Origin of the sequence: Wolbachia endosymbiont of Drosophila mauritiana (assembly GCF_004795975.1) — a bacterium.
Taxonomy (GTDB): domain Bacteria; phylum Pseudomonadota; class Alphaproteobacteria; order Rickettsiales; family Anaplasmataceae; genus Wolbachia.
Window position 1 is genome coordinate 799,625 of record NZ_CP034335.1, and the last position, 17,404, is coordinate 817,028.

Sequence of the window (17,404 nt, forward strand, 5' to 3'; positions counted from 1 at the left end):
ACCAAGTGATACATATACATAGAAAGAAAAACAAATAATACTATAGACTTAATATAGACTGAGACTATAACTATATACATGATAAATTAACTATAGCATCTTGCTGATAGCTAAGATCAATGTTGACATCATTAAAATAACTACTTACCTGCTTATTGTCTATTTTTCTCCTTTTAGCTTGTGTATTCCCTATGTCTAAGGGCCTTTTATCTTGAGACAGCAAATCTTCACTTGATGAAGTATTGACTGAAGGATAATAGTTGCTACTTTCTTTTGCATACATTTCTTTTAAGATTGAAACACCTTGAGCATTCAAATCAGATCTTTTAAATTGTAAGAGTGATTCTCTTTTTTCTATCTCATTTTTTAAATATATTAATCTATCCTCACCCCTAGTAAACAACTTTTGTATAGCATCTACAGTCTCCAAAGTATCAGGATGACTTATCCCTATAATTTCCTCCTGTATTTCTTGCAGCTGTTGAAGTTCCTGTAATGCTCTTTTCCTTTCTCCTAAATCAGAATGTAAAAGAGCTATATAAAATTTGACAGATAGTACTATAGCAGCACTCTCTGAAAACTCATAGTCTTTTTGCAGCTTCAGCACTTTTTTAAAATATTGTAACGTTCTATTGCTTAATGTTTTCCGAAGCCCTTCATCTATATTCTCTTCGATGGAATAAGGAGCAGGTTGCAAGTACTGACTATCTTCTTGATTTTTCAGAACATCTTGCAGCTGCTCAAGTAAAGCTTGTATACTCAACTTGGGTGATAAATCCTCTTCACATGGTAGCATTCTTTCATTTATAGTTACTTTTTTTCTATCTTGACTTATAAAGAAACACGCTAAGGCATAGGCATATTTTTCATCTAAGTTATAAAATTCATACGCTTCAGAAGGATAAATATAAGGATCACCATGAGATTTAAAATCATTTCTTTCAAGGAAAATTTCATCTCTCAGTTGTCTTACATAGTACAAAATCGTAAAAGCATCAGTATACTTTTTTTGCATTACGAATATTTTAGCTACAATAGTTGCTACATTCAGATATTCTTCTATAGATTCCAGAGCTTCTTCGTCAAATAACCTCGTGACTATAAAGTCATTACGTTTAACGTATGACAATGCTTCTTTATAATTTTTTTGTTTGAGATAAGTAGAAAGTATTTTTTTATCCAAAGAAATAGGAGAGAATGCACCATTTGTCTTCTCTAATTTTTTTAAATCTAGAAAGATTGTTAACGCTCTATTATACCATCCTAAACTAGCTTGCGCACAGGCGAACTCATATTTAATTAATCTTGAATATCCATCATCTACAGTAAGTAATTCATATGATTTTGACGCAAGATTGATAACTTTTTGATACTCACACAACTTATTTAAGCTACTTAAGACTAAACAAGGAAAATTCTTATTTTCCCCTATTAGATAGTCATATTTTTGACTATGCTCAAACAAAGATAAGAGATGACTTACCTCTAAAAAACCTCCTTCAGTTTCAGATACCAGTCCTATGACACAGCTTAATATTTGTTTTTCCTCATCTATATTAAGCTGTGAACGTATTGCTTTTTTTATTAATTCATGCATAATATAAACTTTGTATTTATCTTCCTCTTCTGAATAAATCATAGAATACTGTTCTAGCAATTCGAAAACGGAATATAGCTCATCCTCATCTCTGATCCAGGCAAGAAATACACTGGGGTTAATTTCACTACAACCAAAATAAGCCATAGCATTTAAAATTTTGAAAACTTCTTCTCCGGAATACATCTCTTCTATTGCTTCTATCGAAATTAGTGATGTTATTTGTAATATCCTAGCGTATTCATTTTGCTTAGTGTTTTGTAGAAATTTCTGATCAAACCTTTCGTACTGTATTAAATATTCACAAATTCCAAATGCTTCCCCCAAAGGACTTGATCCTTTGTTTTTAATACATGTTGCCGCTAGCTTTATAGCTAATGGAAAACCTTTAAGCTTTCCTACAAGTGCTTTTATTTGTTCATCTTGTGATCCATCTACTATCTCTAAAATTCTTTTGACAAGTTGTACAGCTTCTTTTTCTCCAAGACTATCTAAAGACACTTCTGCTATATCTTGATAACCTTGATCAGAAGAAGTAAATAAGCAGTCAAAACCACCTCTTTGACCTCTGATCTTTAAAATCCTCTTTAGATCTTCTTTTTTAACTCCCTGAAAAAGAAAGAGGCATTTTTTCTTTTCTTTATTTCTTTCTCTTTCCATACACATGCTTAGCCTATCTCGGACAAGGGAAGCAAAAGAACTTTCTATGGACAATATATCTTGAGTATTTACCTCATAGGCATGAAGATAAACTCCTTTGTTTTCTTCAACAAATTTTCTAGCTAGTTGAGTTTTGCCAATGCCAGATGGACCTACTATTGCTACTGCCCCTTCCTGTAATTTCTCATATATCTCATCTATTTGTTCATCCCTTCCAGTGAATTCCCCTACTGGAGCGCACACATCCTTTAAATTTATTTTTCTAAACAAAGACACTAATCCTTTTTCACTTGGTACCTTTATACGAGACCAAAGGTTCCTAGGTCTTGCTGTACTAGTGCACTGTAAGTCGGAGGAATTGACATAGTCTTGACAAATTGCTTCAGTATGGCTTACAAATGTTTTTTTCACTTTTTGACAATAAAGTGAATTTGATGTTTTTTTTAAATTCTCTTCCATCAAAGATATAATTTTACTATTTTTTTTAGCTCTATCTAGTCGGTTTTTGCTGTTTGTTGCCTTTTCACTTTCTCTCAACTTCGCTGTTTCTTTGAAGGATTTCATATGTACATTAAAGCTTTTTTTACGGTCTTGACGATAAGGTAAGATGTAATTGCTTAAAAAGCTTACCTCCAGTTCAATATGGGATTTAATTTTTACTATACAGTTTTGAATTATTTTCGTGCTTGGCACTTGAATTTCCTGATTAATAATATTAAATACCTCTTTCACGATTTTCTTAAAGTCTTGTGAATCTAAAGTATAAAGATAGTTTTCTGATCCCTTATTTTTAGCTTCTATTCCAATATATGTTGTGTCTTTTCTTTCACCAATAAGAAAACGACGATAACCATACTGACCAGACTTATCTTCGTTATTCCTTCTATAATAGACAAAAGAAGATTTCTCCTCTCTTATAATTTCAATATTTTCATATAAATCTCTAAGGCTATAATTTTTCTTTCCATACTTTACTATCTTGTCAGGTACCTCTTGCGAGTATTTATCAGAAATAAGAGCCTCAGCTATCCCTATACAATCCAATTTTTTCTTATGCTCTTTCTGAGTGTAATATTCAATTATCTTATCTATAGTATCATCTGCTATCTTTGAAACATGATCAAAGCCTATTTTCTCAAACTGCATTTCAAAACTTTGAAAAATATTGCATCCAGCATCCACTAATATTTTTCTAAAATCCAGTCTATATCTTTTAAACGTCTCTATCATATCTGATAGACTAACAAAACTTTTTGTTTTTTTTGTTACATTACCTACTTTCAAAGATAATCTCATATTAGACACCATCCTTTCACCTGTATACGCTGAAATTCCAAAAATGCACCGAACAAACCCATCAATGTTAATTTCTTGTGGAAACATTCTTTTTTTCTTGCCTCAGCATATTCCCAAATGCATCGTATGCAGCAAGTTTAATTTCGAATAACTGTACAAAACTTATAACAAAACTTATCAAATTTGAATGCTCTATTTGGTAAAATTGATAATGCTGCTCTTCCTTATAAGATAAGTGTATTTTATTATAATATTTTCTCTGTTCATTATATATACGATCTTCTGAGCCTTTTTGAGATACTATTATCATAGTCTCTAGTAATTTAGATATTGTATATATTTCATATTCTCCGCCCCAAGCTCCAGGTACTTCCATACATTCTAAATAAGCTTCGAACATAAACTGCTGAAGTTGACTACATTCTTGCATCTTATCAAGCTCAGTGCGAATTCTCTTTACTTCATCTTCATTAAAGAAATCAGGCTGGAGCTTATTAACATCAATATTATACTGCTTAATTTTTTTATCATTGAATTTACTTTTAAACTTTTCTTTAAAGATACCTGTTATAAAATAACTTTCATTCCAACTTTCAAAAAAATCTGTCATATTAATTTTTGTTTCAAGTACTTCTCGGTTAGAATACATTGCATGAATGACTTCAATACGGAATACTTTCGTTACTAACTTCCTTAGTGTGTTATTCCCATAAACATTTATATTGTCTTGTATTAGCTTTTGCATTGCCTGTACATCATAACCTTCTTCAAATAGTTTTTTAAACCTCTTATAGAAAGCATAATCATCAAATTTTACGGGAGTTAAGTAAGCTAAAGCAACAGACCAAAATAAGCAATTACCATCTCCTGGTACATCAACTTCTTTATACGAAACAAGAGGATGCATTATCTTAGCAATATCTTTCCTGTTATTCTCTTCAGCAATATCTATAGGAGTCTTTCCTTCATTATTTGAAATATCAACATGTGCTCCCACTCTCAGTAAAAACTTAACAGTTTTTGACTCCCCCTTATAAGCAGCAATATGTAAGGGTGTATCATTATGTTCATTAACCTGAAAATTAATATCTAGCCTTGGACATACTTTGAAAAAATCTTGTAGCTTTACAACCTTCTCATTTTCTGAAAGACTACAGTCTTCTATAACACTGGTAAATCTTTTGTGTAATTCCTCCACTGTATTTTTTAAAATTGGCTCAAAATGAAAACTTCCAATACTTAGTATATGTATAGTATCTTTTTCATTGTAAATTTTTTTACTAAGAATTTCAGAGCTTAACACATTCTTTTGATAATCTTCACTATCAAGAATGTTATGTATAGGTACATTTTTTCCATCAATAGTGGTTGTTACTTCAATTAAATGCAATCTTATCTTATACTCATTACAAATCATTTTCCCCTCAATTTCAGGCCTGCCACATATAGGGGCTCGTAATCTACTTCCATACTTTAGGTCAGTTAATTCTTTATATAAGTGTGGTCTTTCATCTTTCATTTTCTCTATATCTTTAACAGTGTATTGCATGCCAACCAAATAAGTCTCCCATAAGACATCATTATTAATCTCAGGCAATGGAAGTGCTATTGTAGTATTGCTAGAATTTTTAGTATCTTCTATAATTTTATCTTTCATTTTTTCTTTATTGTTGAAAGCGTGCTTACCACAAACCTCTCTCAAAGATTTTACAGTACAGTTCACATCAGGTTTAATCTGTCTAAGACCTTGTACAACTGAATCAAAAAAACAATCTTTCCCATCAATTGATTTTCCTATTGTAAAATCTTTTGGCAGCTTCAAGTCACTTTGAATGCTAGTACCTTCCCTTTGACTTTTTATTGACTTAGATTGACCAGATATTTGCTTAGAAAAACTTGAATTTTTTTCTGAATGATTTACAGAACACGATGCGCCATTGAACATAATGCAACCTTCAATACTGATTATATCAAATATAACACATTATGGTTAATAGAATTAGCTAAACAAGAGTTTTTTAGCATTTTATTTGAAATACATAGTTTATGCTTTTAAAACTTGAGTCAGTACTTACAAATAAACTTCTGTTTTTTTACTGCAGCGTACTCACTGCTCCTTTCTATTTCTAAATAAATTAATATTATTTTAATTTCATACATCACTAAAAACTGAGTAATACATCCACTTTCAGCAACCAAAACTTCTGCCCGTGAGAAGTGTTCCTCTTGGAATCAATTGGTCTACCACTTGACCCATACGAACTTTTTAATATAGTAACTTTACTATAACGCTAAAACTAGCTATATTGGCTCACTTTCGCTAAATCTATATACGAATTAGTTTGCCTGATTTTGTTGCAAAGATTTCAAGCTTCTATTTTTACAACCCTATCTTTACGCGGCTTGTTCTCAAAAATATATGTACTATTTTTATGTTTTTTGAAAAAGTAAACATTCAAGATTTTTATGAAGCTAATTTGTAGTATGTTTCTGAAGCTAAGGTGATTATTAATAACTTTACATTAAAGTATAAAAAGTATATAAATATGGACTTTTCTATTAGAATACTCGATAAGTAAATTGTATTACTATTTTTAGCAACAAGGAGATACTTATGATTTTAACATTGGGCCAGTGGAAGGAGATATTGGATGCAGTAAACTCAAATGATGATATACTTGAACAGATAAAGGTAAAATTACAAGACCAATTTAAAGGTGTATATGAGAAGTGGAAGCAGGATAGATTTGATGTAAAGCACCTATTTAACATTTCGTGGACCATAAATGATGAGCAATTTGATCAAGAATCTACATTACTGCATATAGCTGCTTACAATGGTCAATTAAAGATAGTTAAATACCTTATAGAAAACGGGGCTAAGGTTGATGAGAAAGACCCTGATGGATGGACTCCTTTACATTTAGCTGCTGGAAATGGCCACTTAGAGATAGTTAAATACCTTATAGAAAACGGGGCTGATGTTAATGCAGTGGAAAAAGATAAATGGACTGCCTTACATTTAGCTACTAAAAATGGCCACTTAAAGATGGTTAAACACCTTATAGAAAAAGGAATCGAGATAAATTCTACTAATGGAAATGGATCTACTGCATTACATATGGCTGCTCAGTATGGCTGCTTTCCAACGGTAAAACATCTTGTGAAAAAAGGAGCCGATGTAAATGTTCTTGATAAATATGATAATAATCCATTTCATTTAGCTTTTCAATATGATCACTATGAAATAGCAGAATATCTTAAAGGGACAGGAACGTATAAGTACACTGAAAGTTGTGCGTGGCGTAAAGTACCTTGGACAAAACCTAAAAGTCTTGTTAAGAATGATTTTGCACAGTTCGTCGGGTTCTTTACAGTTCATATGATTTGGCAATTAGAGGGTGGGGAAAATGTTGTACCACTAATTGCCATACAGAATGCAGATAAACGTGTATTTAGGCGAGTTGGTGGTGATGATCTCCCATACGAATGCGCTGTAGCCATAGCTCGAGAACAACTGCAGTCTATACTTTCTTCTTCACGCGGTGATTACGTGCTACTTGCCTATGACGGTTTTTTTACACAGAACAATAAGCGTGATGAATCGCTCTTTATTGAGGCATATGATATCAGAGATCCAGAAGGAATAACTCTTGTTTTTGCAATACCTTACCGTTCAGCACAAAGTAAAGAAGGTCTAGCCATTTACCGACCTATAGTAATAGAAACAGCAAACTTATCTGATATAAATACCTTTTCAAATCATGCTTATGAGGGGGCCCAAAGTCATACTAAGGGCTTTGAGTTTTGGGAGGCACATATGGATACACCGCTTATGAAGTCAACTGAACAGCTTTATGCTACTATTATGGAAGGAGATATAAAGCAACTTCAAAGACTAATAGAAGAGGGGTTGCATGTTAACTTAGCAGATGAGAATGGATGCACTCTTGTGCATGTTGCTGCTTTCAGTGGTAAAAAAGAGATAGCGGAATTGTTATTTAAAGAAGGGGCAAATATTAATGCAGTAGATAGAGAGCAACGTACTCCATTACATTATACTGCTGAAAATGGTCACAAAGGGTTAGTGAAATTTTTACTTGAAAAAGGAGCAAACATTGATGCAGCAGATCAGCATGGGTGTACTCCTTTATATCTTGCTGTTGCGCAAGGTTATAAAGAAGTGATGAAGTTTTTACTTGAAAAAGGAGCAAACATTGATGCAGCAGATCAGCATGGGTGTACTCCTTTATATCTTGCTGTTGCACAAGGTCATAAAGAAGTGATGAAGTTTTTACTTGAAAAAGGAGCAAACATTGATGCAGCAGATCAGCATGGTTGGACTCCTTTACGTCATGCTGTTCACCAAGGCAATAAAGAAATGGCAGAATTTTTACTCCAGGAGGGGGCGGACATTTGTACGGTAGATAAAGAAGGATTTACTATTTTACATTCAGCTGCTTCGAAAGGTCATAAGGAAATGGTGAAGTTTTTACTTGCAAAAGAAATAAATATTAATGCACTGGATCAATTTGGGAAGACTCCTTTACATTTTGCTGTGCATATTAATGATAAAGTAATAGTAGAGCTCTTACTAAAGGAAGGAGCTGATATTAATACAGTAGATAAAGAAGAATTTACTCCTCTACATTATGCTATTTATCATGGTTATAAAGAGGTGATAGAGCTTTTATCTGCGGGAAGCAAGCATTAAGTATTAGATTTCTTGCATAACCTTGTGCTAAACACGGTGTAATGATGAATAAAAATATCGCATTCAAAGCGTTGAGCGAGAAACACTTTTCATTACTACTAAAGTGGTTAGAAACACCCACGTACACCGCTGGATCCGTGCGAACTTTTCTTTATAATAATTCTGCTATATCGTAAAAGCAGCTATTTTAGCCTACTTTAGCCACATTTAGATATGAACTAATTTGCCTAACTTTGTTGCAAAATTTTCACACCTTTATTTTTACAACCCCGTTTTTACCCAACAAGTTCTCACAAAGGTAGGTACTTTTGTGATTTTTTGGAAAGTAAATAAATGAATTTTCGTTAATGCTAAAGAAGGTATGTTTCTGTATTAATTAGGCTACAGTGAACTAAAGTGGTTAGTAATAACTTTATATGAATATACAAGGTATATGGTAAGTAACAAGCTATATCTTATTAGACATAGAGATCATGCTATTAAACGACATATCAAAGTAAATGGGAATAGATCTCCATATGATGGGGATTGGCCATACTGAGGAAACCGTTAAGCAAATTACCAGATCACGAGTAATAAAATTACTGAAGTTACAGCAAGGTAAATGTAATTATTGTTATCTTTGGCTTAGGTTTAACACATGTACATCATCAAGACCGCAATAGACGCACAATAATATGAAAAATCTATCCTTGCTTCATAAGCACTGCCACGATCAATTACATGGAAGTATGCATGACAAGTCACCTTACCCAGAAAAAGTAGAGAGGAAGTTAAGACGTTTTTGTCATGAAAATGATGCATCAAATTGTTCAGGGATGCAATAGTTAATAGTAGAATGACGTCGTTGTTTATTATAAAAAATTTCAATGTATTCAAATATGGCAGTTCTAGCTTGTTGAGCAGAGTGTTGTGAAGGATCAATAAGTAGCTCTCTTTTGAGTGAGCTTTTCTGCAGGTGAGTTATCATAACAACAACCCTTATGACTCATGCTAGAGATAATATTTTTCCTATTTAATAAGAATTGGTAATTTTTAGAAGTATATTGTGACCCTTGATCACTATGAAACAGTAGATCTTCGGTGGATTTTCGTTTATTAACAGCCATAAATAAAGGATCTATAATTAATTGTTTATCCATTGAACTACTCATTGACCAACCAACTACCATACGTGAATATAAGTCAATTATTGACTGCCAAATATATCCAGCCTTCTTTGGTTTTTATATAAGTAATATCAGTTACCCATACCTTATTGGGCTGGTCCGTAGTAAAATTTTGATCCAGGATATTTGGAGCTATAATCCTACTATCTGTTTGCTGTTTTTTAGTTTTGAATCTTCTTCTAAGCTTAGCTTGAATGCCATTTTTTTGCATTACATCTTGCGCTGTTTTGATGTTATAATTTTTGCCTAAAGCTTTTAGTTCAGCATGGATTTTAGGAGCTCCGCACCTGCATTGTGATGCTTGATATATTTTTTGAATAATCTGCTAGAAGCTCCTCTCTTGCTAATTCTTTATTGCTTTTCTCCTGAGCAACCCATTTATAATAACCACAAGCAGATACATTTAAAACCCTACATAACTCCTGTATTTTATAGCTGCTTCTATGCTCTTTTATAAAAGAATATTTTACTCCTTTTGGCTGGCAAAATATCCCAGAGCTTTTTTTTAAATGTCTCTTTCCCTAGTTATTCTTGCTAACTCTTTCTTTAAGTAAAACCTTTCTTTGTCATAAGGAGCTAACTTTCCTTTGCCTGGAAATGCATCTACTCCAGACATTTTTTCATTATATTTTCTTACCCATCTGCTTAATAAATCTCCATTCATACCTAAATCTCTTGCTATTTTTGCTGACGGTTGACCTGTTTCTCTTACTAGTTTTATTGCTTCCAATTTAAACTCTATTGTATATTCCCTTCTGTTTCCCATACTACACCTCTTTGAAAAAACGTTCTATTTTAATTCAAAAACGTCTTAACTTCCTCTCTACTTTTTCTGGGTAAGGTCACTTAGCAATTTATTTAAAGAAGAAGGTAATCAACCAAAATTGCATGCAGTAGCAAAAGAAACAGGTGATCAACCAAAACTAAAAGATAGAACAACTCAGATTGTAAAATTTAGTAGTATTGCAACGTACGCATCAGTTATAGTAGCAGCTTTAGCATCAAAGTTGTTTCCAACTCCCGTATGTACTTTAGATCCTGCTTCTGGATTATCTGAGCAGCAGGCACATCTAGGCCAAGCTGATGGTAATTCTACTGTAAATTTACCATCTGCTCACCATGTACCTACTCCACAGACTATGTTGAAAAGTAAAGTTGATGAGTCTCACGAAATGTTAAATTCTTCTTTTAAGAGTGCTAAAAATAATTTCGGTGCATCTCAATCATTTCTTCCAAAGTAGATAACGGTATAGATACATCAAAACGTCAAGGCACTTTTTTTGACTCTGTTGAATTAAAAAGGCTAACTACAGAACGGCCAACTCAGTCTAGTCTTGTAACGGCTTACTAAGGATTTTTTAAATATCGATCCTCAAAAAAATCGGCGTAGGTTTAGGCAGTGTAATGCCTAAACTTACACATGCGTTGCACAGAGATTTTAAATCACGTTGTTCTTTTGGAATTTGCAATTGATCTAGTATCGTTTCTGCTGATCTGGGAACAATTGGCTGCAATAAAATACCAATTATTCTAATGTATTCGAGTAGTTTGTAAATTACTAAATTCATGTGCTCTCTGTCAGTTTTGCTTAACATCCAAGGTGCACTTTTATCTATGTAAGCGTTGGCTTTGGAAGAAATATTGATAATCAGAAGTATAATCTGGTTAAATTCATACTTTGATAGATGATCCATTACTTGATCAATTATGGCTTTGCAATCTGGTAGACTCTTATCATCTTTAAGCAAATTGCGATCGACCACTGGTACAACTCCAAAACATTGCTTGTGCAGAAATGAAATTGTTCTTTGCACTAAATTGCCTATATTGTTTGCCAGCTCTGAGTTTATGCGGCTGATCATGTTCTTCTTACTGAAATTACCATCTTGACCGAAACTTGCTTCCCGAAGGAGAAAATAGCGTAGTTGATCAACACCAAACTCTTCTGCAAGATCAATTGGATCTATAACGTTACCAAGGGATTTGGATATTTTTTCCCCCTCGTTTAGCCACCAACCATGAACTGCAATTTGCTTTGGCAGTGGTAAATCTGCTGCAAGAAGAATAGCTGGCCAGTATACAGCGTGAAAACGCAATATGTCTTTACCGATCACATGAACGTTGAAGGAGTTTGTCCAAAACTTCTTATATTCCTCATCTTCTATATTAGGAAAGCCTATTGATGTGAGATAGTTAGTGAGCGCATCTATCCAAACATAAATTACGTGCTTGTCATTCCCTGGTACTTTTATTCCCCAATTAAAACTAGTACGAGAAATCGAAAGGTCAGTCAGTCCTGATTTTACAAACGATACCACTTCATTTTTTCTGCTCTCAGGAAAGATAAAATTCGGCTGATTTTCATATAACTCCAGCAATTTGTTTTGCCAATTTGACAAGCGAAAAAAGTAGCTCTCTTCTTTTATCCACTGAACTTCAGCACCTGTTGGCGCTCTGCCATCTATCAACTCTGATTCCTGATAAAACGCTTCATCACGAACTGAATACCAACCTGAGTAAGAATCCAGATATATTTGCCCTCTCTCTTCAAGCCTATTCCATAGAGCTATAACTGCTTTTTCATGACGTTCTTCTGTAGTGCGAATAAAATCATCATAATCAAGGTTCATTAGCTCAGCCAATTTTCTGAATGTAACACTTATTTCATCTGTAAATTCTTTTGGCTCTATTCCCTTTACCTTAGCCGCTTTTTCAATTTTCTGTCCATGTTCATCCGTACCAGTAGTAAATTTGACGTTCTTTTCAGCTAGTTTCATAAATCTAGCTGCAACATCACAGATAAGGGAAGTATATGCGTGGCCGATGTGTGGCTTGTCGTTTACGTAATATATTGGCGTAGTGACGTAAAAGCTCTCAAATTGCTCCATTTTGTACTGTTTAAAGCTTTATCGTATCTGCACTAGTAATAAAAATCAATATATATCCTATCATACAAGCAATCTGAAAATCCATTATACCGCTGCGTTTTGCAGCGGTATCCTGTAAGTAATTTACGCTTGAGGGTAAGCAGTTTGCTGTCCATAACCTCACAACTGTACGAACATTCGTCTGTGAAAGTAGTGTGTTAAATACTATAGCAGATTTTGCCTCAAACACACAGATGTCATCCCAGTGCCCAGACACTGGGATCCAGAAAAATTAATTGTAAACAAATGACTATACAACATTTTCAATAAAATCACAAAAAAGCTGGATTCCAGTGTCAAGCACTGAACATTTGCTGTGCAATTTACCTTTCAAAATGAATGTTCGTATAGCTATATTCCATGATCTCCAAAATTTTTTTCCTGATAAGAATTGCTAAACTCACTTTGAGGAGGAGCACTTGGAGCAGCATTAGGACCTTGAGGAGAGTAAGGAGGTGGTGGTTCACGATGAGAAGGATCTCCAAAGCTATGCCCAGGTCCTCGTTTATGATAATCAGCTACCACTTCTTTAGCTTTCTCAATATCTTCTGACTCTTTCTCATGTTTCATATGAAAAGCCACACCACCAGCAAGACACACAAGAGAATTAATGCCAAGAATGACTAAACCCCAAACTGGTAAGACTGGGTTAATAGCGCAACCTATCAAAGCTGCTAAAGAAATTGCACCAACTGCAAATTCTATATTTCTGAACATTTTAAGTTTATTATCTAAATAATCTAGTTTTTCCGACTTTCTAGCCGCTTTTCTGCTACTGTTGTACCCAAAACACATTAGAGTATGAAAAGCAATACACACAACTACAGCTGCTATACCTAAAGCTAATAACTTTCTACTGTCTTCTGCGTCTTTTTTCTTATCTTCTCTGCTTTGCTTATCTCCGTTATTTTGGTAGCCACTATTACTATAGTTATTGATATTTGTTATGTTATTTACTGTAGTGTGACCACCACTTCTACCAAGTAAAGAATCAATCCAGCACTGTAACAATAAACAATCCAAAAAACTGAAGCTTTCATTTCGCGCTTGATGGTCTGTAGGTCGCCTACCACCTCTACCATCACGTTGACCACTTCCTGTATTACGTCCATTAGTTGGAACCTGTTGTCTACTACTTCCATCATCACGTCCTGTACTGTGCTGCTGCTCATTAATTGAACTATATCGCATGAATTCCTTATACGCATTTTCAAAAATTTTATCACTCCAGTTTTCAATATTTTGCATACCACGAGATCGTAAAAATTCTTGAACATCACTACCACTGCCAGACTTTTTGATATAGGCAAGTGCATACCTTTTTAAAACACTACCGCGCATAGATATTCTCCTCAAATTAAGATTAAATTAATAAACAATTATTACTATAAATTATATAGAATAATGTCTTTTTGTCAAGTTAGTCATAAACCTGTCAATATTCTTTCCACCAGCTCCTTTACTGTTGGTACGTTGCCATTCTCATAAAATGGGTCTTGCTTAAATTTGTACACATTGTGTCCAGAAAACATAAGTTCATTTTCAATATCACCGTCATGTATAATGTTTTGCAGTGTCTTTTGTATACAGAAGCTTCGTGGATCTGGTTTTCGCCCTGTTGAATGGTCACCATGATCTTTCCAATTGCTAAATAAGCAGTGACTCAAACATCCCATGCAATTAATTTGATCTTGTCTTATTTCCGCAAATTTGCCTGGTGTCACAAAAATAACAGTTGTATCTGGAGTTTTCATTACCTCTGTATACCCTGCTTTAATCCATGCATTTGCTAGCTCTTTGTCTTTTGCAATGAGGTAAATCTTTCTACCTCTGCTACCCATTGCAAATTCATTATTAAACTCTCCACTCACACTTTCTGAAAATTTCATTTGACGTGAATTTCGTTCCTGTAGCTCATGTATGAAGCTATTTCTTACTGCAGATGAGTAAAATCCTGTTGGACTAAATTTGTTTAAAAATACATCACCTTCTTCTAAAGTAAGTAACTTCTTTTTCCATTCTGTAGAAATCGGACTTTCTTTTGTTAAAAGTGGACGAGTGCCAAACTGAAAAGCTATTGGTCCGATTTGTAAATTGTCAAACCAATGTTCCCAATCCTTCAAATTCCACACTCCCCCCGCCATAACAATTGGCGTTTCAGAAAGACCGACTTCATTCATGAAAGATCTAAGCTCTGCAACTCTTTCAAATGGAGCCTGTGATAATTCTGGATCTTCACTATTACTGAGTCCATTGTGACCACCAGCAAGCCACGGATCCTCATATACTACTCCACCAAGTAAAAAAGAAGATATTTTTTGGTAAGCACGTTTCCACAACGCTTTAAAAGCGCGCGCCGATGAGATAATAGGGTAGTAATAAACTTGATATTTAGCTGCAATTTCTCCAAGCCTGTAAGGCATACCAGCACCGCAAGTGATGCCATGAACTAAGCCTTTTGCTTTTTCTAATATGCCATGAAGGACTTGTTCTGCTGCTCCCATTTCCCAAAGCACGTTCATATGTATTCTTCCACGGCCCTTTGATATTTCATTCGCTATTTTTGCTTGACTAACTCCAGCCTCAATACTATACTTGATTAACTCTTCATGCTTTTCATTTCTTGTTTTACCTTTATAAATTAGTGGTACCAGCTCGCCATTGTCATCGATAAGTTTAGCATTTGCACCAGAAAACGTACCAACAGCATCTGCTGCAGCAAATGCTCCACTTGATCTTCCGTCACTAATTGCAATGCCTTTGCCACCTTCGATAATCGGCCACACTTCTTTTCCTGAAATCACTATCTTTTTTATCTTATTTTTCAAAATTTCCTCTTAATCTTTCACTCTATTTTACTTAATTACTAAAAAAATAATAGCTTTTCTTTTTTCTTGTATCATCAGAGCCTCTATAGCTAACAAAGCCTATCCTATACACGCTGCACAAATATTGTAGTTTGAGAGCAATTTCCACCGGAAGGGTGTCATTCCAGTGCTTGACGCTGGAATCCAGTTTTTGATCAAAAATGTTGCTATAGTGCACAATCAATTTTCCTGGATCCCAGTGTCTGGGCACTGGGATGACATCTTTGTGTTTGAGGCAAAATCGGCTATAACATTTAACACACTGCCTTCGCAAATAAATGTTCGTATAGTTATGTGCTTGACATTGGGATCTAGAAAATCTAGTTAATATATATATAGAGAAACCTTAGCTATAGTTTCAAAAGAAGTTAATGCATTTTGCTATATGATCATAGGTTTAACAGGTGGAATTGCAGTCGGAAAGAGCTTTGTAGCCAATTGCTTTAAAGAATTTGGTGCCGCTTTGTTTGATGCCGACTCTGTCGTGCACCAGCTTTATAAAGTAAACAAAAACATAATAAGTTACGCAGAAGAAAAATTTCCTGGGGTGATAGTAAATGGAAAAATAGATAGAACAGTATTATCTAAATATTTTTTAGCTTATGATGAAAATTGGAAGCAATTTCAGTCTTTAGTGCATTCCGCTGTGCGAAATGAATTAGAAATTTTTATTGCTCAGGAGAAAGAAAACGACGGAAAATTTCTAGTTCTAGACATTCCACTCCTGCTGGAAACTAGATTCCGTTCATATTGCGATTTTATTGTCTTTATCCATGCAGATAGCGCCGTACAAGCTCAAAGGATCAGTGAGCGTAATATGGATAAAAAAAAGCTGGATCTAATGTCTAGTATTCAGCTACCTATTGAAGAAAAAAAGCAAATGAGCGACTTTATCATCAATACCAGCGCAAATGTTCTTTCTCAAGTGAAAGATATAATAAACTCGTTAGACCTCAACACGTGATACGGTTATTCTCCACAAGATTACTCTGAATTTTAGCTATACTATCAGCAGATTTTACCATTAAAATTTCAAACCTTGAGCCTGCATTCAAAAACGATTCTACTGATCTGCCGAAAAAATCATATCTCCATCCCTTGAATAGTTTATCTATCTGCCCAGATATTGAGCCAGCTAACTCAGCTTTTGATGAAATTAACTTTCTTGATATGTTATTTTCCTTACATTTGCTCTCCAAAATAATCGAGAGTATATCAAATACAGATTTATCATAATTATCTGACAGAGTATAATTTTGCTGCACAAATTCCTTCTCATTCTCATTAAAAATATCTATAAATTCTAATAAATCTTCCTCTTTTATATTTTTTGTGTTTCTCTTAAGGTCATCTAAAATATCATCAATATGTTCCACGTTTTTTTCAATTAAACCAGTTACTACGGCATTATTGACTACCTTATTACGATTTATATTGTAACGCTGTGCTAAGGTCTCTTGCCACTCACTAACTGCTTTAACAGTTAACATCAACCTTGGATTTGCTTCATAATTAAATTTAATCCTCTTCCATGCATCTTTTGGATTATGCAAATACTTATTGACATCAACTATTGATTCCATCTCTTCTTGAAACCAGCCCATCCTATTATCTTCTTCAAGTTTATTGCACAATATTTGGTGTAGGTCATATAGGTGTATAACGTCATTTACTGCATAATCTAATTGATCCTCAGATAATGGCCGTTTTAACCAGTCTGAATTTTTAGCTTTAATTTTATCCAGCGCTACCCCCTGATATTGCTCTACTACTTTTGAATAACCAATAAAGTCGTGATAATAATGACAAAACATAGCAGCAACTTGGGTATCAAAAATGGGAGTGGGAACACATTTAAGTACGGTGAGTAAGGATTCTATGTCTTGCCGACAACTATGAAACACTTTGGTTATGTCTCGATTCAGCATTATCTTCTTAATGAGCGATAAGTCAATCTCTGGCACTAGTATATCTACAATAAAACTCTTATCTCCGTAAGAAATTTGCATTAGCGACAATCTTGGGTAATAGGTTAAATTGTTTCTAATGAACTCCGTGTCCACTGCTATAAATTTTGGCTCTTTTGCTATCAATTCTTCACACGCATTCTTCAGTTCCAATGTCGTATTAATTAGCATATATTTTTTATTCAGTGGCTATATTTTACCACTTAT

General features: G+C 34.1%; 9 protein-coding genes and 2 pseudogenes. 4 read left to right on the forward strand and 7 right to left on the reverse strand.

The window, feature by feature from the left end:
- Nucleotides 1-70: 70 nt before the first annotated feature.
- Together EJB00_RS03890 and EJB00_RS03895 are read right to left on the reverse strand one after the other, a co-directional pair.
- Nucleotides 71-3,640 carry a P-loop NTPase family protein gene (locus tag EJB00_RS03890; RefSeq protein WP_135353059.1) on the reverse strand — a complete coding sequence of 1,190 codons (3,570 nt, stop codon included), beginning with the start codon at nt 3,638-3,640 and terminating at the stop codon, nt 71-73.
- Nucleotides 3,621-5,498 carry an ankyrin repeat domain-containing protein gene (locus tag EJB00_RS03895; protein ID WP_135353058.1) on the reverse strand — a complete coding sequence of 626 codons (1,878 nt, stop codon included), beginning with the start codon at nt 5,496-5,498 and terminating at the stop codon, nt 3,621-3,623. Before EJB00_RS03895 ends, EJB00_RS03890 begins: the two co-directional genes overlap by 20 nt.
- Before the next feature lie 669 nt (nt 5,499-6,167).
- Between EJB00_RS03895 and EJB00_RS03900 the strand changes: the two genes are divergently transcribed.
- Both EJB00_RS03900 and EJB00_RS06670 read left to right on the forward strand, forming a co-directional pair.
- Nucleotides 6,168-8,267, forward strand: coding sequence for an ankyrin repeat domain-containing protein (locus tag EJB00_RS03900; RefSeq protein WP_135353057.1), 2,100 nt, complete (start codon nt 6,168-6,170; stop codon nt 8,265-8,267).
- A 44-nt stretch (nt 8,268-8,311) separates the two neighbouring features.
- A pseudogene (locus EJB00_RS06670) lies at nt 8,312-8,386 on the forward strand (N-acetyltransferase); the annotation flags it as partial.
- A 668-nt stretch (nt 8,387-9,054) separates the two neighbouring features.
- On the opposite strand, the pseudogene EJB00_RS06675 reads toward EJB00_RS06670, so the two are convergent.
- Nucleotides 9,055-10,202, reverse strand: a pseudogene (locus tag EJB00_RS06675) (IS3 family transposase).
- A 118-nt stretch (nt 10,203-10,320) separates the two neighbouring features.
- Here EJB00_RS06675 and EJB00_RS03930 point away from each other — a divergent pair.
- The gene (locus EJB00_RS03930) at nt 10,321-10,677 is read left to right on the forward strand and encodes a hypothetical protein (RefSeq protein WP_015588597.1); all 357 of its coding nucleotides are present in this window, start codon (nt 10,321-10,323) and stop codon (nt 10,675-10,677) included.
- 117 nt (nt 10,678-10,794) lie between these two features.
- Here EJB00_RS03930 and metG read toward each other — a convergent pair whose 3' ends face one another.
- The 3 genes from metG to EJB00_RS03955 all read right to left on the reverse strand — a co-directional run bounded on the left by metG (nt 10,795) and on the right by EJB00_RS03955 (nt 15,191).
- Nucleotides 10,795-12,324 carry a methionine--tRNA ligase gene (metG, locus tag EJB00_RS03935; RefSeq protein WP_135353055.1) on the reverse strand — a complete coding sequence of 510 codons (1,530 nt, stop codon included), beginning with the start codon at nt 12,322-12,324 and terminating at the stop codon, nt 10,795-10,797.
- Nucleotides 12,325-12,714: 390 nt separating this feature from the next.
- Nucleotides 12,715-13,704, reverse strand: coding sequence for a hypothetical protein (locus EJB00_RS03950; RefSeq protein WP_015588595.1), 990 nt, complete (start codon nt 13,702-13,704; stop codon nt 12,715-12,717).
- Nucleotides 13,705-13,787: 83 nt separating this feature from the next.
- Nucleotides 13,788-15,191 carry an NAD(P)H-dependent flavin oxidoreductase gene (locus EJB00_RS03955; RefSeq protein WP_135353053.1) on the reverse strand — a complete coding sequence of 468 codons (1,404 nt, stop codon included), beginning with the start codon at nt 15,189-15,191 and terminating at the stop codon, nt 13,788-13,790.
- A 424-nt stretch (nt 15,192-15,615) separates the two neighbouring features.
- Between EJB00_RS03955 and coaE the strand changes: the two genes are divergently transcribed.
- On the forward strand, nt 15,616-16,194 hold the full coding sequence (gene coaE, locus EJB00_RS03960) for a dephospho-CoA kinase (protein WP_135353052.1): 579 nt from the start codon (nt 15,616-15,618) through the stop codon (nt 16,192-16,194).
- On the opposite strand, the gene EJB00_RS03965 is transcribed toward coaE, so the two are convergent.
- Nucleotides 16,184-17,368, reverse strand: coding sequence for a ribonuclease D (locus EJB00_RS03965; RefSeq protein ID WP_015588592.1), 1,185 nt, complete (start codon nt 17,366-17,368; stop codon nt 16,184-16,186). The genes coaE and EJB00_RS03965 overlap by 11 nt on opposite strands.
- Nucleotides 17,369-17,404: the final 36 nt, after the last annotated feature.

Bases quoted from the DNA above. Each gene is read 5' to 3' on its own strand.
- EJB00_RS03895 (WP_135353058.1), bottom strand. From the start codon at position 5,498: ATGTTCAATGGCGCATCGTGTTCTGTAAATCATTCAGAAAAAAATTCA.
- coaE (WP_135353052.1), top strand. From the start codon at position 15,616: ATGATCATAGGTTTAACAGGTGGAATTGCAGTCGGAAAGAGCTTTGTA.
- metG (WP_135353055.1), bottom strand. From the start codon at position 12,324: ATGGAGCAATTTGAGAGCTTTTACGTCACTACGCCAATATATTACGTA.
- EJB00_RS03965 (WP_015588592.1), bottom strand. From the start codon at position 17,368: ATGCTAATTAATACGACATTGGAACTGAAGAATGCGTGTGAAGAATTG.
- EJB00_RS03950 (WP_015588595.1), bottom strand. From the start codon at position 13,704: ATGCGCGGTAGTGTTTTAAAAAGGTATGCACTTGCCTATATCAAAAAG.
- EJB00_RS03890 (WP_135353059.1), bottom strand. From the start codon at position 3,640: ATGTTTCCACAAGAAATTAACATTGATGGGTTTGTTCGGTGCATTTTT.
- EJB00_RS03900 (WP_135353057.1), top strand. From the start codon at position 6,168: ATGATTTTAACATTGGGCCAGTGGAAGGAGATATTGGATGCAGTAAAC.